The organism is Mycobacterium sp. NGS64 (assembly GCF_059812245.1).
The window spans coordinates 504,560-526,178 of record NZ_JCALCI010000004.1 but is presented as its reverse complement, the minus strand read 5'-3'; the positions used below and the strand labels follow the sequence as shown (position 1 = coordinate 526,178).

Sequence of the window (21,619 nt, the reverse complement as noted above, 5' to 3'; positions counted from 1 at the left end):
GGCCATGAGTTACGACAGCGTGCCCGGCCTCGGCGCCGAACAACACGGTCAGGTCCTGCACCTGACCTTCGACCGTGCCGAGCGCCGAAACGCGGTCAACGACGTGATGCTCGACGCGATGATCACGCATCTCGCCGCGGCCGGCACCGACGAGTCGGTGCGTGTCATCCGGATCGACGCCCAAGGACCGGACTTCTGCGCCGGCTCCGACCTGATCGCCAACAACAGTCGCTCGGAGCGCAAGCCAAGGGTGGGCAGCACACAGCGGAGGCTGCCAAACAAGGCCAACCGGCTCATCCCCTTGATGCTCGAGACGCAGGTGCCCATCGTGTGTGTGGTACGCGGCTGGGCCGCCGGCCTCGGGTTCCACATCGCACTGGCTTCCGACTTCTGCGTCGCCGCCGGAAACGCGCGGTTCTGGGAGCCTTTCATGGCCCGCGGTTTCACGCCGGACAGCGGCGCCGCCTGGCTGATGCCCCGCCTCATCGGCATGGTGCGCACCCGGCAACTGTTGATGCTCGGCCACGAGATCTCCGGAACCACCGCGGCCGAGTGGGGCATCATTCACGCCGCGGCCCCCGCCGACGAATTGGACGCGGTCGCGAGCGAACTGATCACGGGCCTCGGCGACGCACCCACCGTGGCGCTGGGCCTCACCAAGTGGCTGCTGCACAGCGGTAACGGGCTCGACCTCGACCGTCACCTGCAGAACGAGGCGATGGCGCTCGAGTTGTCGAGCCGCAGCGAGGATTTCAAAGAGGGGTTGGCGGCGTTCCGCGACAGGCGCGAGGCGAAGTTCCAAGGACGCTAGACGATCATGACACCGCTGCCGATCACCGAGGCCACCGCCACCGCAGACGCCGTCGCGGCCGTCGAGCGATGGGTCGACGCCGAGGTACCGATCTCCTGGCGCACGGCAGCCGCTGAGAGCCCAGCCGCCCTCCGAGCCGTGCGGAGTCAGGAGGAGTACCGGCAGTGGTATCCGGCCTTCGCCGCGTCCGGCCTCGTCGTGCCCACGTGGGCTCGCGAATACGGCGGTCTGGGAATCGGCAACGAGGTGGCCCGGGCGATCGATCAGGTGCTGCGTCCGCTGCGGCTGGCCCGGCTGAACCCGTTGGGGCTCAACAACGCTGCCGCAGCGTTGTTCAGCCACGGCACCGAAGAGCAGCGGCTGCGTTTCCTGCCGCCGATCGTGCGCAACGAGGAAAAGTGGTGTCAGCTCTTCAGCGAACCGGGCGCCGGGTCCGACCTCGCCTCGTTGGCGACGCGAGCCGTCCGGGACGGCGATGAGTGGGTGATCTCGGGCCAGAAGGTCTGGACCACGTGGGCCGACGAGGCCGACTTCGCGATCCTGCTCGCCAGAACCGACCCAGAGGCACCCAAGCACAAAGGCATTACGTACTTCCTGCTCGATATGCATCAAGTCGGCGTGGAGGTGCGTCCTCTGCGCCAGATCACCGGTGAGGCGGAGTTCAACGAGGTCTTCATCGACAATGCGCGGATTCCCGACGCGCACCGTGTGGGCGAGGTCAACGACGGATGGCGTGTCAGCGCATCGACGTTGTCCAGTGAGCGGCAGATGGTTTCGGGTTCCGGGTCGGGAGGCATGGGCCGCCTCGGCGGCTCCGGCGCCGACCGCCTGATAGCGCTGGCGCGCGAGACCGGCCGATGGCACGACCCGGTCGTCCGGAACAAAGTCATGCGGTTGTGGGCCCAGGAGCAGATCCGTGGCTGGACGAATGACCGTGTCCGCGCGGCACTTTCGGCCGGTCAGTCGCCGGGGGCCGCGTCCTCGATCGGCAAAGTGCACCAGGCCACCCTGAACCAGCAAATCCAGGACCTCATGGTGGATCTGCTGGGCACCGACGCGGTCGCCTGGCCGGCCACCGACGACCCGGACGCCCTGCCGCGGGACGTCCACGGAATGCTGCGCAGCCTCGCCAACGGCACCGAGGGCGGCACCACCGACATCAACAAGAACATCCTCGGCGAGCGTGTGCTCGGGTTACCCAAGGAACCGGACCCATGGAAGGGCAAACCCTGGAAGGAAATTCCGCGCTCGTGAGCAGCTATCAGCGCCTGGTGGTGGAGAAATCTGATGGTATCGGCTGGCTGATCCTGAACCGGCCGGACGCGGGCAACGCCTTCGACTCGCTGATGCTCGACGAGCTCGAATCCGCCTGGGCCGACCTCGAGGCCGACCCCGCCGTCCACGTGATCGTCAACACCGCCAACGGCAAGGCCTTCTGCACCGGAATGGACGTGGTGCAGGTGGCGCGCGACAAGGCGGCAATGCGCAGGCATTCACGCCGGACCAGGGACGCCGAACTGAAGATCTCGTCGTGGCACTGCGGGGTGTGGAAGCCGGTGATCGCGGCGGTCAACGGTGTTTGCGCGGGCGGCGGACTGCACCTGGTGGCCGACGCCGACATCGTGATCGCGGCCGAGCAGGCCTCTTTCGTCGACCCGCACGTGTCGCTCGGCCAGGCCGTCGCCTATGAGGCGATCACGCTGCTTCGCAAGTCTCCGATGGAGGCGATCACCCGAATGGCGTTGAGCGGCAAGGGCGAACGCATCTCGGCGCAACGCGCCTACGAGTTGGGCATTCTGTCCGAGGTGGTGGCCGCCGACCAGCTGCGCGCGGCGGCCGGGCGCCTCGCCGCCGCGATCGCGACGAATTCGCCGACCGCGATGCGCGCCACCAAGAAGGCGCTGTGGCATTCGCTGGAGGTCGGGATGACGCAGGCCCGCCGGGATGCCGCGGATGAGATCTGGCGGCTGCGCAATCACCCCGACCACGGCGAGGGCGCCAGGGCGTGGCGCGAAAAGCGCCGGCCGCAGTGGCAGCCGCTGTCGGACGCGGCGGCGGAGGTTTCATGACCTACCAGAGGCTGATCGTTGAGCGGCATGGGCCCGTCGGCTGGATCATCAACGACCGGCCGGAGCGCCTCAACGCCTACGACGTGGTGATGCGAGAGGAATTCCCGAGAGCCTGGGCCGAATTAGACGCCGACCCCGACGTTCGGGTCATTGTGCACACCGGTAATGGTCGAGCCTTTCAGGTGGGCGCCGACGTCGCGGAGCTCGACGGTGAGGCCGTGCTGCAGTTTCAGGAGACCATGCGCACACTGGACCTCAAGCTGACGGCGTGGCACTGCAACGTCGACAAGCCGGTCATCACCGCCGTCAACGGGGTGTGCGCCGGCGGCGGCCTGCACTGGGTGGCCGACGCCGACGTCGTCATCGCGTCATCGGACGCGAGCTTCGTCGATCCGCATGTGTCGATCGGTCAGGTCAGTGCGCTCGAGACCATCACGCTGATGCGCAAGATGCCCGCCGAGGCCGTGCTGCGGATGGCCCTGGTGGGCAGCCATGAACGGCTCAGCGCCCAGCGTGCGTATCAGCTCGGCATGATCAGCCAGGTCGTCGACCCGCCGGAAAAGCTGCGCGAGGTCGCCCAGGAGCTGGGTGAAAAGATCGCCAGGAACTCGCCCGCGGCGATGCGCGCCACCAAGCGTGCACTGTGGGGCGCACTCGAATACGGCCTGACGGATGCGTGCCGCGCGGGTGCTAAGCACCTGACGTCGATGTGGGGGCATCCGGATCAAAACGAGGGTCCGCTTGCCTTCGCGGACAGGCGAGCTCCGAACTGGGCTCCGCTGGAGGCCGATTCGTGAGCCTGGTGGATCTGCTGGACGGCCTGCCTGAAGTCGCAGTACATACGCTCGGCGCTGAGGTGTCGCGCGACGAGCTGGCTGCCAGCGCCGACCGGCTCGGGACGCTGCTCGGCGAACGCGGGCTGACGACGGGACAAGTGGTCGCGGCGATGCTGCCGAACGATGCCACGACCATCGCCGCGCTGTTCGGCACGTGGCGCGCCGGCGGTGTGTACACGCCGCTGAACCCCAGGGCCGCCGATGCCGAGATCGCGACCCAGCTGGAGACGTTGCAGCCCGTTGCCGTTATCACCACTCCCGCACTTGTGCAACGGTTCTCGGCGTTCCACCTGCCGGTCATCACCGGCGACGCGCTGGCGTGGGCGATTGCCGCCTCGGCGATGCATTCGGGCGATGCGCGGTCCTACGATGGCGACGTTGCGCTGCTGCAGTTCACGTCGGGCACCACCGGCCCGCCGAAGCCGGTGCCGCTTCGTCACAGCACGGTGCTCGATCTGATCGATCGACTACTCGACAAACTTCGTGGCGCGAAACCCGCTGGGGGCAAGCCTAAGCAGTCGCCGATGCCTAACCTTGTTCCGCTGTCGTTGTCGCTGTGGGCTGGCATCTATCAGGTCCTGTTCGCCTTCCGGGCCGGCTCGGGCGTGGTTCTGATGGACCGTTTCTCCCCCGGTGACTTCGCCGCGCTTGTCCGGCGGCACCAGCTGCGATCAACGGTGCTGCCGCCCGCGGCGCTGACCATGGTGCTGCACGACGATTCGGTCACGGACCTGTCGCCGCTGAAGATCGTGCGGTCGATCACCGCTCCGCTATCGCCCGTCCAGGCGGCGCGATTCCGCGACAAATTCGGTGTGATCGTGCTGAACTCCTACGGCCAGACCGAATTGGGCGGCGAGGTGGTGGGCTGGTCGGCTGCCGACGCCCGCGAGTGGGGCGAGACCAAACTCGGGTCCGTCGGCCGACCCCTGCCGGGGATCGACGTCAGGATCATCGACGATGAGGTGCTGGTGCGGACACCGACGACGGCCGCGCGCAAGATCGATCCGGCCTTCCTGGACCGGCTCACCGATGACGGTTGGTTCCACACCGGCGATCTCGGCTGGTTCGATGACGACGGATTCCTGTGGCTTGACGGCCGAGTGTCGGACATGATCAACCGCGGCGGGCTCAAGGTGTTTCCCGGAACCGTCGAGGACGTCCTGGTCGCCGCAGACGGGGTGCGCGAGGCCGCCGTGGTCGGCGTGCCCGACGAGCGGCTCGGGGAGGTCCCCTGGGCATTCGTCGTCCGCGGCGATGAATCGGTATCCGAAGACGGGCTCGTGGCGTGGTGCCGCGAACGCCTGACGCCGTATCGGGTTCCAGTGCGCATCGTGTTCGTCGAGCAGCTCCCGCGCAACGATGTCGGCAAGGTCGTCAAACGCGAGCTCGCCGCGCTGGCCGTCGGCTGAGGTTTCTTCCCGTGTCGACTGTTGTTCTCGGATCCACTGACCCGCTGGCAAGCGCGCTCACCGACGGACTCGGAGCCGTCGCGGCAGCGCTTGATGCGCCGCTGCCACCTGCGGTCGACGGCGTCGTGATCGTCGTCGGCACCGGCTCGGCGACGACGGTCGACGCCGGTGAGGCCATGTGGCGCACGCTTGTCGCTTTGCAGCACGCGCATACCGCGATGGCGCAGCGCAGCGGCCGTATCGTTCTCGTCGTCCCCACGATCGGCATGACGGGTGCGGCCGGCGGGGTGGGCTACACCACGGCGATCGAAGGCATCCGGGCGATGGCGAAATCGGCTGCACGGCAATGGTGTTCCGACGGAATCGTGGTCAACCTCATCGCGGCGCCCGCGACCCTGTTCGCGCCAGCGTTGGACGCGTCCCACCTGACCGCGGCCGCGTTAGCCGATGACGGCACGCTGATCCACTCCGTCGTGGAGACCACGAAGTTCCTGCTCCGTCACGACATCGATCACCTCGTCGGGACGACCATTGTCGCGGACGGGGGTTCGGTGATGCTGCCGTGAGACTTGACGGTCACACGGTCCTGGTGACCGGTGCAGGCGCGGGGCTGGGACGCGGCATCGCGATCGCGCTGGCCGCCAACGGTGCGCATGTCGTGGTCGCATCCCGTTCCGAGACCGGATGTGATGTCGTCGCCGGGATCTCCGCACGGCGGCACCGAGCGAGCTGGGCACGCTGCGACGTGACCGTACCCGAACAGGTCGCCGAAGCAGTGGGCATCGCCCTCACCACCACCGGCCGGCTCGACGCGGTGGTGCACAACGCGACCAGCAATAGTTCCAGCCAGCCGCATCGGCTGGAGGAGGTGAGCCGGTTGCTGTGGGACGACCACTACTCGGTGTCCGTCGGCGGCGCCCAACACTGCGCCGCCGCGGCATTCGAAGCGCTCAAGAGGCAGGGCGGTACCTTCCTGGTCATGACATCGCCTGCGGGTATCGAGGGCAGCGCGACGCTTCCCCTCTACGCGACGATGAAGGGCGCACTTCGCGGCTTCGCCAAGAGCCTGGCCCGCGAGTGGGCACCCCACGGGATTACCGTCAATGCGGTTTCACCACTTGCCTATTCGCCTGCGATGACCGCCGCGATCGAAGCCGAACCGGCGATGGAGCAGCGCCTTTCACGGCGGGTGCCGCTCGGACGAATCGGTGATCCCGAGCGCGATATCGGATCGGCCGTCGCGTTCTTGGTCGGCCCCGCAGCGCGCTATATCACCGGACAGACCCTCGGTGTCGACGGTGGCCACTTCATGAATCTCTAGGCCAGGCCACACCCGGATACGGCTGTTTGCTATATTTGAGAACACATATTCTCTCACATGTTGGAGGCGAAAAGTGAACAAGACATTGGAAGTCTGGGACGCCGACAACCACATGTACGAGACGATCGACGCCTACACGCGCTATCTGCCGCAGAAGTACTCCGAAGCACTGAAATTCGTCGACGTCAACGGTCGCAAAAAGCTGCAGATCCTCGGCGTCATCACCGAGACAATTCCCAACCCCACCTACGAGGTGATCCCCACTCCCGGCGCCTGGGCCGACTACTACCGCGGGATAAACCCGGAGGGCAAGACACTGCGGGAGCTTGCCGAGCCGATCCGCTGCCCGGACGAGTTCCGGCGTCCCGACCTGCGCCTGGCGTTGATGGACCGCCAAGGGGTCGACGGCGCACTGATGTTCCCGACCACGGCGGGCATGCTCGAGGAACGGACCAAAGGCGACGCCGAACTCACCCACGCGGTTACCCACGCCTTCAACCGCTGGCTGCTCGACGACTGGACGTTCAACTTCAAGGACCGCATCTTCCCGGTCCCGGCGATCTCGCTGAACGATCCCGCAAAGGGCGTCGCAGAACTCGAGTGGTGCCTGGAAAACGGGGCCAGGACGGTGCTGATCCGACCGGCGCCCGTGCCGAGGGAAGACGGCACGTCCCGCTCGCCGGCGCTACCCGAGTTCGACGACTTCTGGCGGCTGGTCGAGTCATCGGGTATCTCGGTCCAGATGCACAACTCCGACTCCGGTTACGACCGCTACCTCTCCGACTGGGAGGGCGGCAACGAGTTCCAGGGCTTCCAGCTGACGAAGTTCCGCGGCTTCATCTACGAGGAGAGCCGCCACATCTTCGACACGCTGGCGGCGTCTATCGCACACGGCGTGTTCGAGCGGTTCCCGGGCCTGCGCATCGGCGTGGTCGAGAACGGCGGGTCGTGGGCGAATCGCCTAATGGATGCATTCGATCGGGTCTACCGCAAGAAGCCGCGCGATTTCAGCGAGCACCCGGGCGACGTCTTCCGCAGGCACGTGTGGGTGAACCCCTTCCACGAGGAGGACATGTCGCACCTCATCGACATTCTCGGTGCAGACCGGGTGATGTTCGGCTCGGACTACCCGCACCCGGAGGGATTGGCCGCGCCCGGGGACTTCGTCAAGGAACTCGAGAACCTTCCGGCGGCCACCACAGCGCGAGTGATGGGCGGCAACCTCAAGGAGCTTATCGGCCTGTAGCGGCCGGGCGCGCCAACGTTCCGAACTTGGCGCGCAGTTCAGTCTTGAGCACCTTGCCGGTGAGGTTGCGGGGCAGCGCATCGACGATTTCGAGTCGTTCGGGCGTCTTGTGCTTGCTCAGCCCCCGGGCCTGGCAATGCTCGAAAACCGAGGAGAGCGTCACCGCCGCGCCTGGCCGGGCAACGACGACAGCGCATACCCGTTCGCCGGTCCGCTCATCGGGCACGCCGATGACCGCGACGTCGGCGACCGCAGGATGGCTCGCCAGCACGCCCTCGATCTCGAGTGCCGAGATGTTCTCTGCGTTGCGGATGATCGCGTCCTTGATGCGCCCCGTGACCACGACGTTGCCCTGGTCGTCGATGCGCCCCAGATCGCCTGTGCGAAACCACCCCTCGGCGTCGAACGCTTGGGCATCCAAGGAGGCGTCGACGTAGCCGAGGAAGCATTGCGGGCCCTTAAGCCGCAGCTCCCCCTCCGCCCCGGGCATAACCGGCCGCTCGGATTCGTCGACGACTCGCACTGATACGCCCGGCACAGGTTTGCCTACGGTGTAATCAAGCAGTTCCGGCGGGCCGTTCGGCGCTTGAGAAGTAGCGACCGGAAACTCGGTCAGGCCCCAGGAATTGGCCACGCCGTCGACCGAGAAAGTCTGCCGCACTTGACGGCCCAGCTCCGAGGTGATGGGGGCACCGCCGCCGACGCAGCCACGCAGATCGGGATAGAGCGGTTCGTCACCGTGCTTGGCCTGCGCCGCCATGAAGGCGACGAAAAACGGGGTGGCGCTGCCCAACAGTGTCGGGCGGTGCGCAGCGATGGCGAAGGGAGTCTCAGCGGCATCGAAGGCGTCGAACAGCACCAACCGCATGCCGGTATACAGGGCGGCGGCGAGCATGGCCGCTCCCCCGATGTGCGACACCGGAAAAGCGATCGGGTTGACGTCGCTACTGGAGGCGCCGACGATGCCGATGACGCCTGCCGAGCCGGCGATGACCGAGCGGTCGCAGTGCCGCGCGCCTTTCGGAGCCGCCGTGGTGCCCGACGAATAGTAGATCCAGCGCGTGTCCTCGCCGGAGTGCAGCGGTGGGGGCAGCGCCGCCGGATCACCGGCGGGCAGTCTAAGTGCATCGGTGATGGGCGCATCGTGGTCGATGACCACCACAGACATGGACTGGTCACCGTTGATCTTGTGCGCGAGAGCGGTGTGGTCGAAATTGCGCCACAATCCGGGCACGATGATGACATCGGTCGCGAGTTGCGTTGTCACAAAGCGCAGTTCACTCTCCCGCCAGATCGGCAGAACTGGGTTTTGGACTGCACCAAGGCGCGCCAGCGCCACCATGACGACCATCGTTTCCAGCGTCGTCGGCAGTTGCCACGTCACCACCGTCCCCGCACCAATTCCCTTTTGCGCCAGTGCCGCTGCACACGTCAGCGCGGATTCGCACAGCTGTCCGCACGACAGGGTGCGCCCGTAGTCGTCGGCGAGGATCACTCGATCGGGATACGCCCGCGCTGCCGTTTCGACGAGCGACCAGTAGGTCTGCCCGGCTGGGTGGGCGGTCATCGGCTCGGCAGGTGCAGTCGCCGCTTGGCCAGAATGTTGCGCATCATCTCCGAACTACCACCGGATATCGTGTAGGCCCGCGACCACAGCCAGCATTCCCGCAGGCGTTGTTTGGCCTGTTCCACATCGGGATTCGCGGCCCCCACGGCAACCGTCGACGCGGCCAGCTCAGCGCCGTAGGCCGCGATTCGATGATATGTCTCGGCGAAGCTCAGCTTCGCGATCGAACCGTCGCCCGGTCGTTCCTCACCCGACGTCAGCCGCTCCACATGGTCGTCGATGAACGCCTTGGCCACTTCGGCCTCGACAGCCAACTCGGCCACTTGCTGGCGGATGTCGGCGGAGTCCAACGCGGGCGCGCCGTCGATGAGCGCGTGACGCGCCACGGTGACCAGATCATCGATCAAGAGTTCGAGCAAAATGACGTTGCCGCCGATGCCGAATCGTTCAAAGTCCAGGCCGGCCATGATGATCGACCAACCCTGGCCCACCTCGCCGATCAGGCTCTCCGCACCGAGCCTGACTCCGGTCAGGAAGACCTCATTGACCTCAATCGCGTCGCCGATCGTGCGGATCGGACGAACTTCGACACTGTCCGCCGAGAGCGGCACGGTGAAGACCGACAGGCCGTGGTGGCGCGACGACGCCGGGTCGGTGCGGATCAGGGCGAGGCCCATGTCGGCCCAGTGCCCGTCCGTGATCCAGGTCTTCTGCCCGTCGATGACCCAGCCGCCGTCGGCTTGCCGCACGCCACGGCTGCGCACGGCGGCGATGTCGCTGCCCGCATCGGGTTCGCTGAGCAGTTGGCACCAAACGTGCTCGCTGCGCCGGATCGGGGGCAGCAGCCTCTGCTTCTGTTCTTCGGATCCGAAGTGCAACAAGACGTGCGCGGCGAGGTTGACCTGGTCGACGGGCCGTGGCGCGCGGGCGCGCAGGATCTCCTCGCTGACGATGCGATCGTGCAGCGGGTGGTGGTCGTCGCGACCGCCGTATTCGGCCGGCCAGTCCGCACCGACGAACCCGGCCTCGAACAGGCCGGCGAACCACGCGCGCAGCTGGGCCTCTTGCTCGGCGGTCTCAGGCGCCCGGTGCCCTTCGCGCGCTTCGATCGCCGGTGCATGCTCGGCGATGTGTGCCCTGACCCGCTGCCTGAACGCGGCCAGCTGCGCATCGGTGGGCCGGTTCGCGGCGACGCTCACCAACCCGACACCTCCGCCACCAACGCCCGACTCGAGCGCGCCGTGCCGATCAGATGGCCGTTCGTGAAGACACGACGCAGCTCGTGGTGCAGCGGATACTCCCAGGTGAAGCCGATGCCGCCCGACAGTTGCATGCACTCGTCGACGGCTGCGGTGGCGTTCGCAGCTACGAACGCGTGCGCCGCCGCCGTCAGCACGGTCGCCCTTTCGTCGGCTGACGCGATTGCCCGCGCCGCCCTCATGACGACGGCGCGCGCTTTGACCTCGAAGACAAGTAGTTCGACGAGCCGGTGCTGAATCGCTTGAAAGCTCGCGATCGGCGCACCGAACGCGACGCGCTCCTTGAGGTATGCGGTCAACCGTTCCAGGGTCATCGACACGGCGCCCACGGAGTCGGCGGCAACCAGCAGCCGCGCAACGGCGATCAACTGGTCGGCCCGTTCGGGAGATCCGATCAAGGCGCTGGGCGCGTCCGTCACGTCGAAGCGCCATACCGTCCTGGTGACGTCAAGCAGGTCTACATCCAGCTCGAACCGGTCGCGATCCAGGTCACGCAGCAGGTGAATTCCGTTGCGTCCCAACAGAAGGACGATGTCGACCGCATCCCCGCGGATGACTCGCGCGGGCTCGTCGAGGACCGCGAAGCCCGCCGCCACCGTGCCGTCGAGCAAGCCGGCCAGTAATTGTTCCCTGACCTCCTCGGGCCCGCAGGCAAGCGCGGCGGCGCCCAGCGTTGTTCCGAACCACGCCGACCCGTCCTGCGCTCGCCCGAGCTCCTCGGCCACGACGCACGCCTCGACCGGACGCCAACCCGCGCCACCCATGACCTCATCGACAAGCAGCCCGGTCCAGTCCATCGCCGCAAGGTCCTTGACCATTCCCCTCTCCCCGCGTTCGGCCAGGAACTGGCGCGCCGACGCTCTCAACAGGTCGAGCTCGACGGCGGACGAGTCCTGGTCGGTCATGCCCCGGTTAACTGCGGGAGAGCAGCTGGTCGGCGTTGTCGCGCATGATCCGCCGCTTGGTGGCGTCGTCGAGCGGATCGAGCAGCTTGGCGAACTCGGCCGGCACTGCCAGGCCTTCGGCGTGCGGGTAATCCGAGCCCATCACCAGGCAGTCGTCGTAGCCGAGACCGGCGACGACGGCAGGGATGTCGTCCTCGGGATAGGGCACCACACGGACATGACGGCGAAAGATCGCCGACGGTCGCTCCGTCAACTTGCCGCCGATCCACGGGCCGTTGCGGCCCATGCCGCGGCTCTTGTCCATGTGCCGGACGAAGAACGGCACCCACTCCGCGCCGTGCTCGGCGACAAGGACGTTCAGGCCCGGGAAGCGACCGAACAGGTTGTCGAAGATGAGCGCGGACAACGTCTCCTCGATCGGGCGCTGCCCATAGATGTTCATCCACTGCCACGCCGACATGTGCCAGGAGGCGGGGTCGGGGTTCTGTCCCCAGGCGGGCGAGATCGCGTTGAAGTACCAGAACGGCATGATGTGGAACACCAGGACGCAGCCGGCCTCCTGCAGGCGTGCGTAAACGGGGTCGAAGTACGGGTCGCCGGGCGACCGGCCATAGGCCGGCCCAGTCGGCAGCAGCACGAACTTCGCCCCCTGCGCGATGATCGCCTCCGTCTCCGCGATCGCAGAATCCAAGTCGCGCAACGACATCAGCGCGGTGGCGTAGATTTTGTCTTTGTAGTTGAAACCCCACTCCTCATCGAACCATCGGTTGAAGGAGCGCAGATTCGCATACAGTGCCGCTGTGTCATCGACGTAGTGCTCGGCGGCCAACGCCATGCCACTTGGATAGATGACCATGCGCTCGATGTTCTGGTCGGCCATGACGGCCAGGCGTGCCGCACGCTCGATGAATTCCGGCTGCATGGGCTGCGGCTCGTAGGACTCCTCGGGGTTGCCCGATCCCATCTGCTTGAGCATCTCCTTGAGCGAGCCGGGCCGGTAAGCGACGTCGAGACCCAGACCGCCCTCGCTGTTGAAGGTGGCGACGCGATGCCCGGCAAGGATCACCTCGACGCCGTCCGCCCCGCGCACGGTGGTGATCGCCCGGTCCCTGAACTTCTCCGGCAGATAGCGGGTGAACGCGTCCCGAGTCTCGTAGCAGTGGGTGTCGCAGTCAAAGATGCCGTAATCGAGTTTGGTCGTCACCGCGTCGCTCCTTAAGCGAGAATGTAAATTCTCTATTTCCAGAAAACATACTATCCTGATGCGGCAATGGCTATCCCGGGCTGGATGGCCGAGGCGCCTGAGTAGCACGCGAAGCCGGCACGGCCGCGACGGCACAGAGGAGACATGGCACCTTCACAATCGCTGGCGCACAACGGGATCGGGCAGGCCCGTGCCCCTGAGTGAGCTCGACGAGCTGCGCGGCGTCGTACGCGACTACCTGACTGCCACATCACCCAGCGAGACCGTGCGCAAGCTGATGGCGACGGACACCGGCTACGACGAGGCGTCGTGGCGTCAGATGGCCGGCGAGTTAGGCCTGCACGGCATCGGCGTTCCCGAGCAGTTGGGCGGCGCGGGTGCCGGTATGGCCGAACTCGCCGTGGTCTTCGAAGAAATGGGGCGCGCGCTGCTTTGCTCGCCGTTCTTCGCCACCGTGGCGCTGGCGACACAGGCCGTTCTCGCCAGCGGCGACAAGGCAGCGGCCGAAGAATTCGTCCCCGGCTTCGTCGACGGCTCTGCCACCGCGACGCTGGTCCTCAACGGCCAACTCGGCGCCTGGGACCCCGCCGCCGTGACGTTACGCGCGGAGCGCCACGGTGCCGCGTACCGGATCCACGGGGAGGCACCGCTCGTGATCGATGGTCACACCGCGGACGTCATCCTGGTCGCGGCCCGCACGGGCGCCGGCATCTCGCTGCTGGCGATCCGACCCGGGGCCGAGGGTGTTAGCCGCACACCGCTGTCCGGCCTCGACCGCACCCGCAAGGTGGCCCGCCTGGGCTTCGGCGGGGCACCGGCGGCGTTGATCGGAGCCGACGGCGCCGCCGCCGAGTTCCTGGCGCGCACCTCGGACCTCGCCATCGTGGCACTGGCCGCCGAGCAGGTGGGCGCAGCGCAACGCTGCCTCGACATGGCCGTCGACTACGCCAAGCAGCGAATCCAGTTCGGTCGGCCCATCGGCAGTTTCCAAGCGATCAAGCATCGGTGCGCCGACATGCTGGTCCAGGTCGAGGGTGCTCGTTCGGCCGAGGAACATGCGGCGGACGCGGCCGGCACCGATGACCTGCCGACAGCGGCGTCGGTAGCGAAAATGGTCTGTTCGGAAGCCTTCCTTCAGATTGCGCTCGACAACATGCGCATTCACGGCGGCATCGGGTTCACCTGGGAACACGATGCCCACCTGTTCGTGCGGCGCGCCAAAGCCAGCCAATTGATGTTCGGCGACCCCGACTACCACGCGCAACGTCTGGCCGCACTCGTCTCCGGAATGAAAGGACTCTCGTGACCGTCTGCTTCTCCCTCGAACTGCCCACCCAACGCGTCGAGGCGGTCGAGGAGTTCGTGACCGCCGACGCGATCGCCGACATCGCGCGAGCTGCGGAGACAAGCGGATTCGCGGCAGTCCACGTGACCGACCACCCCGCGCCGGACGCGAAATGGCTCGACCACGGCGGCCATCATGCCCCTGATCCGTTCGTCGCCTTGGCCTTCGCCGCCGCCGCGACGACAGAAGTCAAGCTGCTGACCAATGTCTACATCGCGGCGTACCGCAACCCGTTTCTCGGCGCCAAATCGATTCAGAGCCTCGCCGCGCTGTCCAACGGGCGGCTCATCCTCGGGACCGCCGCGGGCTACCTGAAGCCCGAATTCAAAGCCCTCGGAATCGATTTCGAAAACCGTGGCGCGCTGCTCGACGAGGCACTCGACGTCCTCGACAAGGTGCTCACCGGTGCGGACATCGCCTACGAAGGAACGTCGTTCGCCGCACGAGGCGTCCGGCTGCGGCCACTGCCCGCCACTCCGCCACCGGTGTGGGTCGGCGGCAACAGCAAGCCCGCGGTCCGCCGGGCGGTGTCGCGCGCTCAGGGGTGGGCACCGTTCAATACCTTCGGCTACGCCGCGGCGTCGCGCACGGCGGAGATCTCGACGATCGACGAGTTGGAGCTCGCCATCGACTGGGCCAAGCAATACGCGGCCGAAATCGGCCGCACCGAGCCGCTGGACATCTGCTTCTCCGCCGGAAAGCTGTTGGACGACAACAGGTCAAACGACGAGCGTCACGCGACCATCGCGCGGCTGGAGGCGGCGGGGGTCACCTGGCTGACCATCGCGCCGGCGGGCGCCGACCGCGCCGAGGTCATCGACCGGTCGCGCGCCTTCGCCAAGGAATTCATCGCCGCCTGATTGGCCTCATGCCATCAGGCTGCCGGCCGCGAATGCATCCACGCTGATGCGGCGATGCGCAAACAACCAGCGGCCGCGCACGGGTACCAGCACGTCGCGGTAACGGCCCCAATGGTCAAGGCCGATGTCGGTGTGGACGGCGAAGTAACTGCTGACCTCGACGCTGTCGCGAGCGACCGCACCGAAGCGGATGCTGGAGACGTGGTGCCGGACGTGCGTCGGCGCCGGCCGCCCCGAACTCGAAGGCTGGGTTACCGCGGCGCCCAAACCGGCCTCGATTTCTGCGGGTCCGGTGAGCGGTCCGGCACCTCCGGTGAACTCCAAGACGCCCTCGTCGGTGAAGCAGGCTGCCAGCGCCCGCAGATCGAATCGATCTGTGGCCGCGGTGTAGTCGGCCAGGGTCTGGCGTACCGACTCCCGCACCTCGAGCTCCCACGTCTGCATCGGGCCTCCTCGTGGAAATCGAATCGTCACGCACGATAACGTGTATTCTCATGCCGCAACCAACGCTGACGAAACTGCTCGATCCGGGTATCACCGCCCTCGTGACGCAGGAGTGTCAGGGCGGCGTTATAGGGCCGCAGGCCGGCCTTCCACTGCTCGCCGAAGAGGCCCGCCGCGAAGCCATCCCCAACATCGCGAAGCTGCTCGACGCCGCCAGGGCGGCCGGTGTGACGGTCGTGCATTGCCTGATCCAGCGGCGCGCCGACGGTCGTGGTTCGAATACGAACGCCCGATTGTTCGCGGCGGGGAAATCCTTCACCGTCGACCTCACGCCCGGCAGCCCGGGCGCCTCCGTGCTCCCGGAATTCGGCCCGCTCGACTCCGACCTCGTCCTCACTCGCACCCACGGCGTCGGCCCGATGTGCGGCACCGATTTGGACTCGGTGCTGCGCAATCTGGGGATAAAAACCATTGTTGGAGTGGGTGTCTCGGTGAATATCGCCATCACCAACTTCGTCATGGATGCGGTCAACCGTGGCTATCAGTTCGTACTACCGCGGGATGCGGTGAGTGGGTACCCGCGGGAGTATGCCGAATCGATCATCGACAACACCCTGTCCCTGCTCACCACTGTGACCTCGTCGAGTGCGGTTGTTGACGTGTGGAATGCGGTGGTCTGACCCGTCTCACGCCGCTGAGATGTGGAGGTTAAGGACCGATGATGATAACGTCGTTCTCAGATAGCGTAAATGATCATATTCGCTGATCAGGAGGAAGTCCCATGTCTCGCCGTTCATTGCCGTACCCGGTTTTCGACATCGACAACCACATGTACGAGACGACGGACGCGCTCACGAAGTACCTGCCGAAGGAGCACCGCGGAAAAGTCGGCTACGTCGAGGTCAACGGCAGACCCAAACTGGTTGTCAAGGACCACATCAGCCACATGATCCCCAACCCAACGTTCGCGCGTGTTGCCAGGCCGGGCAGCGCCGAGGACTACTTTCTGGGCAACAACCCCGAAGGACTCAACTTTCGCGAGTTCGTCGGCGAGGCAATGGATGTCATCCCCGCATACCAGGCGCCCGCACCCCGACTGGAGCTGATGGATGAGCTGGGCCTGGACCAGTGCGTGATGTATCCGACCCTTGCCAGCCTCATCGAGGAGCGCACCACCGACGACGTCATCCTCACCCACGCGATCATCCACGCGCTCAACGAGTGGATGCACGAACACTGGACATTCAACTACCACGAGCGGATCTTCCCGACCCCCGTCATCTGCCTGCCGATCGTGGACGAAGCCATCAGAGAATTTCACTGGTGCCTCGAGCGCGGTATGAAGACATTCCTGGTCCGCCCCGCGCCCGTGCCCAGCCGCTTCGGCGGTTCGCGGTCCATGGGCCTGCCCGAGTTCGACCCCTTCTGGGAAGAGGTCGTCAACGCCGGCATGCCGGTCACCATGCACGCATCGGACAGCGGCTACCAGAAACACCTCATGGAGTGGGAGGGCGGCGAGGAGTATCTGTCCTTCAAACCGAGTGCCCTCCGGGAGGTCGTGATGGGGCACCGGGCGATCGAGGACACGCTGGCAGCTATGATCTGCCACGGCGCGCTCTCACGGTTCCCGGACCTGAAGATCCTGTGCGTGGAGAACGGGAGCGGCTGGGTGCGCAACCTACTCGAGCAACTCAACACCGCATACAAGATCATGCCGAAGGAATTCGACGAGCATCCCGTCGAGGTGTTCAAGCGAAACATCTACATCCACCCGTTCCTCGAGGACGACGTCAAGGGAATCGTCGAGATCATGGGCGAGGACCACGTGATGTTCGGCTCCGATTTCCCGCATCCGGAAGGCATCGGCGACCCGCTGAGCTTCGTCGACCGGCTGGACGGCCTCTCGGATGACGTCAAAGCAAAGATCATGGGCGGCAACGCGATTGAGCAATTGGGGCTCAAGGTTCCGGCATGACTCAGGCGCCCACGTCTCCGAAGGAGTACGACGGGATCGCCGATTTCGAGGCGCATGTCGGCGAGCACCTGGGGTACAGCGACTGGCTTCGGGTCACCCAAAAGGAGATCGATCTGTTCGCCGAGGCGACCGGTGACCATCAGTGGATTCACGTCGACCCCGAGAAAGCGGCGGCCGGTCCCTACGGCAAGACCATCGCACACGGCTATCTGACCTTGTCGCTGGTGCCCGTTCTCGTCAAGCAGATCTACCGGGTGACCGGGCTGTCGATGCAGGTGAACTACGGCTCCGACAAGCTGCGGTTCCCCGCGCCGGTACCGGTCGACTCCCGCATCCGGGCCGGAGCCGAGCTACTCAAGGTCGAACGCAGCGACCGCGGGGGGCGGGCCACGGTTCGTGTCACCGTCGAGGTCGAGGGAAACGACCGACCGGCTTGCGTCGTCGACACGATCGCAGCGATGGTTGACGACAGCTAGGCGTTGAGCAGGCGTTGCCCGATCACATGTTGGTCGCGCAGCGCGGCGATCTCCGCGTCGGAAAGTCCGAGCGCTCCCAACACCTCGGCGTTGTGCTGCCCCAGCGTCGGGGCTGCGGTCCTGTGATGGTGTGCCGGACCCGGCGAAATTTGAAATGGCCAGCCCGGAAACCTCTGTCGCCCAGTAATCGGGTGGACCAGATCCTGATAGTAACCACGCGCATCGAGCTGCTCGACGTCATACATCTCGTCGGCTGCAATTAATCGCGCGGCTGGAAGGCCATGGCGGACAAGCGTTGCCACCAGCTCCTCGGCGGGTTGCGTACACGTCCAACTCGCGACAATCTCGTCGAATTGGTCATGATGATGCCGGCGCGCCTCTGCGGTCACGAATTTCGGGTCGCCTCGCAGGTCAGCGCGGCCGAGGGCGCCCAGCAGTGCAACCCAGTCAGCGTCATGGCGCACCGACAGCGCGATCCACTCGCCAGCGATGCTGGTCGGATAGACACCCTGGGTGTATTCGCGGTGGCGGTTTCCCTCTCGTGGTCGCACCGTGCCCGTTAGCGAGTACTCGATCACGGGCTCGGCGGTCACCGCCGCGCCAACCTCGATCTGCGCGACCTCGACGAGCTGGCCCGCACCGGTGGACCGCCTGTGCTCGAGCGCGGCCAGCAGCGCCACACCTGCGTGTACACCGGCGATCGGATCGGCGGGCCCTTGTAGATTGCACGGCGGGCCGTCTGGGTAACCGGTCATGGCCGACATACCGGACACCTGTTCGATGTTCAGTGCCCAGCCCACGTAGTCGCGCCACGGCCCCTCCAGCCCGAAGCCGGGCATCCGCACCATGATCAGTGCGGGGTTAATCTTGGCGAGCGACTCGTAATCGAGGCCGAACTGCTCAACCACGCGCGGGGAGAAGTTCTCCACCACCACGTCGGCTTCTGCGGCCAGCCGCAGAGCCAACTCGCGGCCGGCTGTCGAAGTGAGATCAAGCGTGATGTCGCGTTTGTTGAGATTGGTTCCCTGCCAAAGAGGCCCGCGTTCATACCAGTCGTCTCCCTCCCGCAGCAGCGAGCCGGAGTAGCGGTGGCCGTCGGGGCGCTGAATGGATTCGACCTTGATCACGTCAGCCCCGAACGCGCCGAGGTAGCACGTCAGATACGCCCCGGCCCAGAAGGTGCTCAAGTCGAAGACCTTCAATCCGGCGAAGGGCACGGCGACATCCGGCACTGTCTCGACGCGGCCGTCCGAGCGGCGCGCGCCGCGCTCGCTCCAGGCAGCCTGGGAGGCTTTTCCGCGGGCCGGGGCAGGAAGCGGCGAAGGAACCGGTGTCTTCGAAAACCGAAACGGCGCTCCGGGTCTGGTGAATCGCCATGCGTCAGCCGCCGCCTCGATGAAAAATCCTCGCTCGGCGTACTGCGGACAGTCCAGTATGGTATTGCCTTCGGTGACCGGCGCCGCGGGTATCCGCATGGCCTGGCTCAGGTCGACCAGGTCGGCGACGGTCATCGAATCCAGGAAGGGCTGGGCCTTGGCGAAAAACTCGTCGCGCTCGGGGCCGCCGAGCATGATCGCAAGTTGGTGCTCGCCGAACTCGGGCAACCCGACCATGGCGCACACGTCCAGCCAGTGCTGGCCGGTCAGGCAGTTGATTCCGATCCAGCCATCGGCCGCACGCACGATGCCCAACATCGGTGCCGCCTTCGAATTAGTCGGTAAACCAAGGCTTTTCAGTCGCGCTGCCATCAGCATGGGATAGGGCAGCGTCGACAGGAGTGTCTCCAACATCGAGACGTCCACCTCCACCGGGCGGTTCGTCCCCGCTGCGGCGATCCGCAGCGCCGTGAGCGCCCCTAGGGCCGCATACGCGCCGGCTATGTACTCCGGAATCCGTGCACCGGCTTGCACCGGCGCCCTCCCGGGGTCGCGCGCATTGACCCAACCCCCGGCCGCCTGCAGGGTCAATGGAGTCGCCACCCGGTCACGCAGCGGCCCGCCCTGGCCAAAGCTCGATATCCGGACCACGACGAGGTCGGGGTTGATCCGGCCAAGAGCGTCCACGTCCAGACCCCAGTCCTGCCGCTCGGGCGCGCAGGCGTCCAGGTCTTCGATAAACACGTCCGCCTGCGCGATGAGCTCGTGAAGGTGCGCGCGCTCGCTATCACCTGCCAAGTCGACTGTGACGCCGGACTTTCCGGCGTTGAGATACGCGAACAGCCCGCTTCGTTCCGGATCAGGATCGGCCGACGGAAAGGGACCCCATAGGCGCAACGGGTCACCCGTTGGGGGCTCGACCTTGCAGACGTCGGCGCCAAGGTCGACGAGCAACTTGGCGCAGTACGGACCCGCAATGTCGGAGGCCAGCTCGACAACACGCAAACCCGCAAGGGGCCCGTTCACGCGGGCACTCCGATGGCCTTGGGCTCCATATAGGCCCGCAATCCCATCACACCACCTTCCCGGCCGATACCACTCTGGTTGAAGCCCCCGAACGGTGCGTCTCCGGGAATCGTCCCGTTGATCGAGACCTGCCCGGTCCTAATCCGGCGGGCGATCGCCACCGCGCGGTCGACGTCGCTTCCCCACACCGCGCCCCCGAGCCCATACGCCGAATTGTTGGCGATGTCCACCGCGTCATCGTCGTCGCGGTACCGCAACACTGTCAGCACGGGACCGAACACTTCCTCTTGCGCGATATACGAATCGGGTGAGACGTCCGTCAGTATCGTTGGCTCGAAATAGAATCCGTGGCTCAGATCTTTCGGGCGCCCTCCCCCGGCGACCACGGTTGCGCCGTCGGCCTCGGCACGTTCGACGAATCCCTCGACCCGGTCCCGATGCTCGCGGCTGATTAGCGGGCCCATCGTTACCGCCGGGTCGGTGGGATCGCCGATCACCACCCCGCGAGCCAGCCGCGCAAGTCGATCCACCACTTCGTCGTGGATCGCATCGGGCAACAGCAGCCTGCTGTTGAGGATGCAGGCCTGCCCGGCATGCATCGTGCATCCTTCGAACAGCAGCCGCTCCAACAATTCGTCGGTGATCTCGACGTCAGGCAACAGGACGGTCGCGGACTTGCCACCGCACTCCAGCAGAACGCGTTTCATCGTGGTCGCTGCGCCGGCCATCACGTCGCGGCCGACGGCCGAGCTGCCGGTGAAGCTGACCATGTTGACCCTGGGATCCAGGGTCAGGCTCCTGCTGGCCTCGACGCTGGTCGGAGTAACCACGTTGACGACACCGGCGGGGATGTCCGTCTCCTCCTCGACGATACGAGCCAGCGCCAGCCCGGCCAGGGGCGTCAACGGCGATGGCTTGAGCACGAGCGTATTTCCCGCCGCCAGCGCCGCACCCAGCTTCATCACGTTAATGGTGTGCGGGAAATTCCACGGGGTCATGGCCGCCACCACACCAAGCGGTTCGTAGCGCAACAGCGTGGTGCCCGCAGCGCCCCACGCGTCCATCGGTTCCTCGGCGGGCTCCATCGCGAGCTCTGCAGCGTGACCGACCATGAATGCCGGGCCTTCGACGTGGATCAAGCGCTCGTTTGCCGAACAACCCCACTCCGCCTGCGCGAGGGCGTAGAACTCCTCGCTGTTGGCCAGTAGCGCATCGCTGAGCTGTTGCAGGCATCTGGCGCGCTCCGCCGGCGCCGCCGCCGGCCAGGGACCCGAATCGAATGCGGCCCTGGCCGCTGCGACCGCCTGTTGGACCTGCGCAACGCTGGCGTCCGGCGCAGAACCGATCACCGCCTCGGTCGCGGGGTTTACGACGTCGTAGCGCCCGCTGTCCGGATCGGCCCATCGGCCGTCGATGTAATGCCCGTAGGCGTCGCGGAGAGACCGTGAGCCAGCCATCATCTGCCTGCCTTCCTGACCGCTGATCGGGGC

The 21,619-nt window shown here is 66.2% G+C and carries 20 protein-coding genes; 13 read left to right on the top strand and 7 right to left on the bottom strand.

The features are described 5' to 3' along the window. Positions 1–4 precede the first annotated feature (4 nt). From AC5Y4S_RS20445 to AC5Y4S_RS20410, 8 genes are all read left to right on the top strand, one after another. Positions 5–811: an enoyl-CoA hydratase/isomerase family protein gene (locus AC5Y4S_RS20445; RefSeq protein WP_500034444.1), complete on the top strand. Its 807-nt coding sequence runs from the start codon at positions 5–7 to the stop codon at positions 809–811. Positions 812–817: 6 nt separating this feature from the next. Next, positions 818–2,065 (top strand): acyl-CoA dehydrogenase family protein, encoded by a 1,248-nt coding sequence (locus tag AC5Y4S_RS20440; RefSeq protein ID WP_500034443.1) that lies wholly within the window; start codon positions 818–820, stop codon positions 2,063–2,065. After that, on the top strand, positions 2,062–2,880 hold the full coding sequence (locus tag AC5Y4S_RS20435) for an enoyl-CoA hydratase/isomerase family protein (protein WP_500034639.1): 819 nt from the start codon (positions 2,062–2,064) through the stop codon (positions 2,878–2,880). Before AC5Y4S_RS20440 ends, AC5Y4S_RS20435 begins: the two co-directional genes overlap by 4 nt. Then, the gene (locus AC5Y4S_RS20430) at positions 2,877–3,677 is read left to right on the top strand and encodes an enoyl-CoA hydratase/isomerase family protein (RefSeq protein WP_500034442.1); all 801 of its coding nucleotides are present in this window, start codon (positions 2,877–2,879) and stop codon (positions 3,675–3,677) included. Before AC5Y4S_RS20435 ends, AC5Y4S_RS20430 begins: the two co-directional genes overlap by 4 nt. Then, positions 3,674–5,125 (top strand): class I adenylate-forming enzyme family protein, encoded by a 1,452-nt coding sequence (locus AC5Y4S_RS20425; protein WP_500034441.1) that lies wholly within the window; start codon positions 3,674–3,676, stop codon positions 5,123–5,125. The genes AC5Y4S_RS20430 and AC5Y4S_RS20425 overlap by 4 nt, the downstream gene beginning before the upstream one ends. An 11-nt stretch (positions 5,126–5,136) precedes the next feature. Then, the gene (locus AC5Y4S_RS20420) at positions 5,137–5,691 is read left to right on the top strand and encodes an SDR family oxidoreductase (protein ID WP_500034440.1); all 555 of its coding nucleotides are present in this window, start codon (positions 5,137–5,139) and stop codon (positions 5,689–5,691) included. After that, a complete protein-coding gene (locus AC5Y4S_RS20415) occupies positions 5,688–6,446 on the top strand; it encodes an SDR family NAD(P)-dependent oxidoreductase (RefSeq protein WP_500034439.1) in 759 nt (252 codons plus the stop codon). Before AC5Y4S_RS20420 ends, AC5Y4S_RS20415 begins: the two co-directional genes overlap by 4 nt. Before the next feature lie 112 nt (positions 6,447–6,558). Beyond that, on the top strand, positions 6,559–7,692 hold the full coding sequence (locus AC5Y4S_RS20410; protein ID WP_500034638.1) for an amidohydrolase family protein: 1,134 nt from the start codon (positions 6,559–6,561) through the stop codon (positions 7,690–7,692). Here AC5Y4S_RS20410 and AC5Y4S_RS20405 read toward each other — a convergent pair. From AC5Y4S_RS20405 to AC5Y4S_RS20390, 4 genes are read right to left on the bottom strand one after another with little or no spacing between them, the layout of a single operon-like run. Beyond that, a complete protein-coding gene (locus AC5Y4S_RS20405; RefSeq protein ID WP_500034438.1) occupies positions 7,679–9,259 on the bottom strand; it encodes a class I adenylate-forming enzyme family protein in 1,581 nt (526 codons plus the stop codon). The two genes, AC5Y4S_RS20410 and AC5Y4S_RS20405, sit on opposite strands and share 14 nt — an antisense overlap. Beyond that, positions 9,256–10,458: an acyl-CoA dehydrogenase family protein gene (locus AC5Y4S_RS20400; RefSeq protein WP_500034437.1), complete on the bottom strand. Its 1,203-nt coding sequence runs from the start codon at positions 10,456–10,458 to the stop codon at positions 9,256–9,258. The genes AC5Y4S_RS20405 and AC5Y4S_RS20400 overlap by 4 nt, the downstream gene beginning before the upstream one ends. Then, positions 10,455–11,423, bottom strand: a complete 969-nt coding sequence (locus AC5Y4S_RS20395) for an acyl-CoA dehydrogenase family protein (RefSeq protein WP_500034436.1) — start codon at positions 11,421–11,423, stop codon at positions 10,455–10,457. Before AC5Y4S_RS20395 ends, AC5Y4S_RS20400 begins: the two co-directional genes overlap by 4 nt. Positions 11,424–11,430: 7 nt before the next feature. Further along, positions 11,431–12,627, bottom strand: a complete 1,197-nt coding sequence (locus AC5Y4S_RS20390) for an amidohydrolase family protein (protein ID WP_500034435.1) — start codon at positions 12,625–12,627, stop codon at positions 11,431–11,433. A 190-nt stretch (positions 12,628–12,817) separates the two neighbouring features. Here AC5Y4S_RS20390 and AC5Y4S_RS20385 point away from each other — a divergent pair, with 190 nt between their 5' ends. Then, positions 12,818–13,933: an acyl-CoA dehydrogenase family protein gene (locus AC5Y4S_RS20385; protein ID WP_500034434.1), complete on the top strand. Its 1,116-nt coding sequence runs from the start codon at positions 12,818–12,820 to the stop codon at positions 13,931–13,933. Further along, entirely contained in the window at positions 13,930–14,832 is a 903-nt protein-coding gene (locus AC5Y4S_RS20380) for a TIGR03619 family F420-dependent LLM class oxidoreductase (RefSeq protein WP_500034433.1), read from the top strand. The genes AC5Y4S_RS20385 and AC5Y4S_RS20380 overlap by 4 nt, the downstream gene beginning before the upstream one ends. 6 nt (positions 14,833–14,838) lie before the next feature. On the opposite strand, the gene AC5Y4S_RS20375 is transcribed toward AC5Y4S_RS20380, so the two are convergent. Beyond that, positions 14,839–15,276 (bottom strand): nuclear transport factor 2 family protein, encoded by a 438-nt coding sequence (locus AC5Y4S_RS20375; protein WP_500034432.1) that lies wholly within the window; start codon positions 15,274–15,276, stop codon positions 14,839–14,841. A 50-nt stretch (positions 15,277–15,326) separates the two neighbouring features. Here AC5Y4S_RS20375 and AC5Y4S_RS20370 point away from each other — a divergent pair, with 50 nt between their 5' ends. The 3 genes from AC5Y4S_RS20370 (at position 15,327) to AC5Y4S_RS20360 (ending at position 17,727) form a co-directional block, all read left to right on the top strand. Continuing rightward, positions 15,327–15,956 carry a cysteine hydrolase family protein gene (locus AC5Y4S_RS20370; RefSeq protein WP_500034431.1) on the top strand — a complete coding sequence of 210 codons (630 nt, stop codon included), beginning with the start codon at positions 15,327–15,329 and terminating at the stop codon, positions 15,954–15,956. 101 nt (positions 15,957–16,057) lie between these two features. Then, positions 16,058–17,251 carry an amidohydrolase family protein gene (locus AC5Y4S_RS20365; protein WP_500034430.1) on the top strand — a complete coding sequence of 398 codons (1,194 nt, stop codon included), beginning with the start codon at positions 16,058–16,060 and terminating at the stop codon, positions 17,249–17,251. After that, on the top strand, positions 17,248–17,727 hold the full coding sequence (locus AC5Y4S_RS20360) for a MaoC family dehydratase (RefSeq protein WP_500034429.1): 480 nt from the start codon (positions 17,248–17,250) through the stop codon (positions 17,725–17,727). Before AC5Y4S_RS20365 ends, AC5Y4S_RS20360 begins: the two co-directional genes overlap by 4 nt. Here the strand turns inward: AC5Y4S_RS20360 and AC5Y4S_RS20355 are convergent. Next, complete coding sequence (locus tag AC5Y4S_RS20355) at positions 17,724–20,129, bottom strand: CaiB/BaiF CoA transferase family protein (protein WP_500034428.1); 2,406 nt, start codon at positions 20,127–20,129, stop codon at positions 17,724–17,726. The genes AC5Y4S_RS20360 and AC5Y4S_RS20355 overlap by 4 nt on opposite strands. Then, on the bottom strand, positions 20,126–21,586 hold the full coding sequence (locus AC5Y4S_RS20350; protein ID WP_500034637.1) for an aldehyde dehydrogenase family protein: 1,461 nt from the start codon (positions 21,584–21,586) through the stop codon (positions 20,126–20,128). The genes AC5Y4S_RS20355 and AC5Y4S_RS20350 overlap by 4 nt, the downstream gene beginning before the upstream one ends. Positions 21,587–21,619: the final 33 nt, after the last annotated feature.

Bases quoted from the DNA above. Each gene is read 5' to 3' on its own strand.
- AC5Y4S_RS20445 (WP_500034444.1), top strand. From the start codon at position 5: ATGAGTTACGACAGCGTGCCCGGCCTCGGCGCCGAACAACACGGTCAG.
- AC5Y4S_RS20440 (WP_500034443.1), top strand. From the start codon at position 818: ATGACACCGCTGCCGATCACCGAGGCCACCGCCACCGCAGACGCCGTC.
- AC5Y4S_RS20360 (WP_500034429.1), top strand. From the start codon at position 17,248: ATGACTCAGGCGCCCACGTCTCCGAAGGAGTACGACGGGATCGCCGAT.
- AC5Y4S_RS20430 (WP_500034442.1), top strand. From the start codon at position 2,877: ATGACCTACCAGAGGCTGATCGTTGAGCGGCATGGGCCCGTCGGCTGG.
- AC5Y4S_RS20395 (WP_500034436.1), bottom strand. From the start codon at position 11,423: ATGACCGACCAGGACTCGTCCGCCGTCGAGCTCGACCTGTTGAGAGCG.
- AC5Y4S_RS20365 (WP_500034430.1), top strand. From the start codon at position 16,058: ATGTCTCGCCGTTCATTGCCGTACCCGGTTTTCGACATCGACAACCAC.
- AC5Y4S_RS20410 (WP_500034638.1), top strand. From the start codon at position 6,559: ATGTACGAGACGATCGACGCCTACACGCGCTATCTGCCGCAGAAGTAC.
- AC5Y4S_RS20405 (WP_500034438.1), bottom strand. From the start codon at position 9,259: ATGACCGCCCACCCAGCCGGGCAGACCTACTGGTCGCTCGTCGAAACG.
- AC5Y4S_RS20350 (WP_500034637.1), bottom strand. From the start codon at position 21,586: ATGGCTGGCTCACGGTCTCTCCGCGACGCCTACGGGCATTACATCGAC.
- AC5Y4S_RS20370 (WP_500034431.1), top strand. From the start codon at position 15,327: ATGCCGCAACCAACGCTGACGAAACTGCTCGATCCGGGTATCACCGCC.
- AC5Y4S_RS20375 (WP_500034432.1), bottom strand. From the start codon at position 15,276: ATGCAGACGTGGGAGCTCGAGGTGCGGGAGTCGGTACGCCAGACCCTG.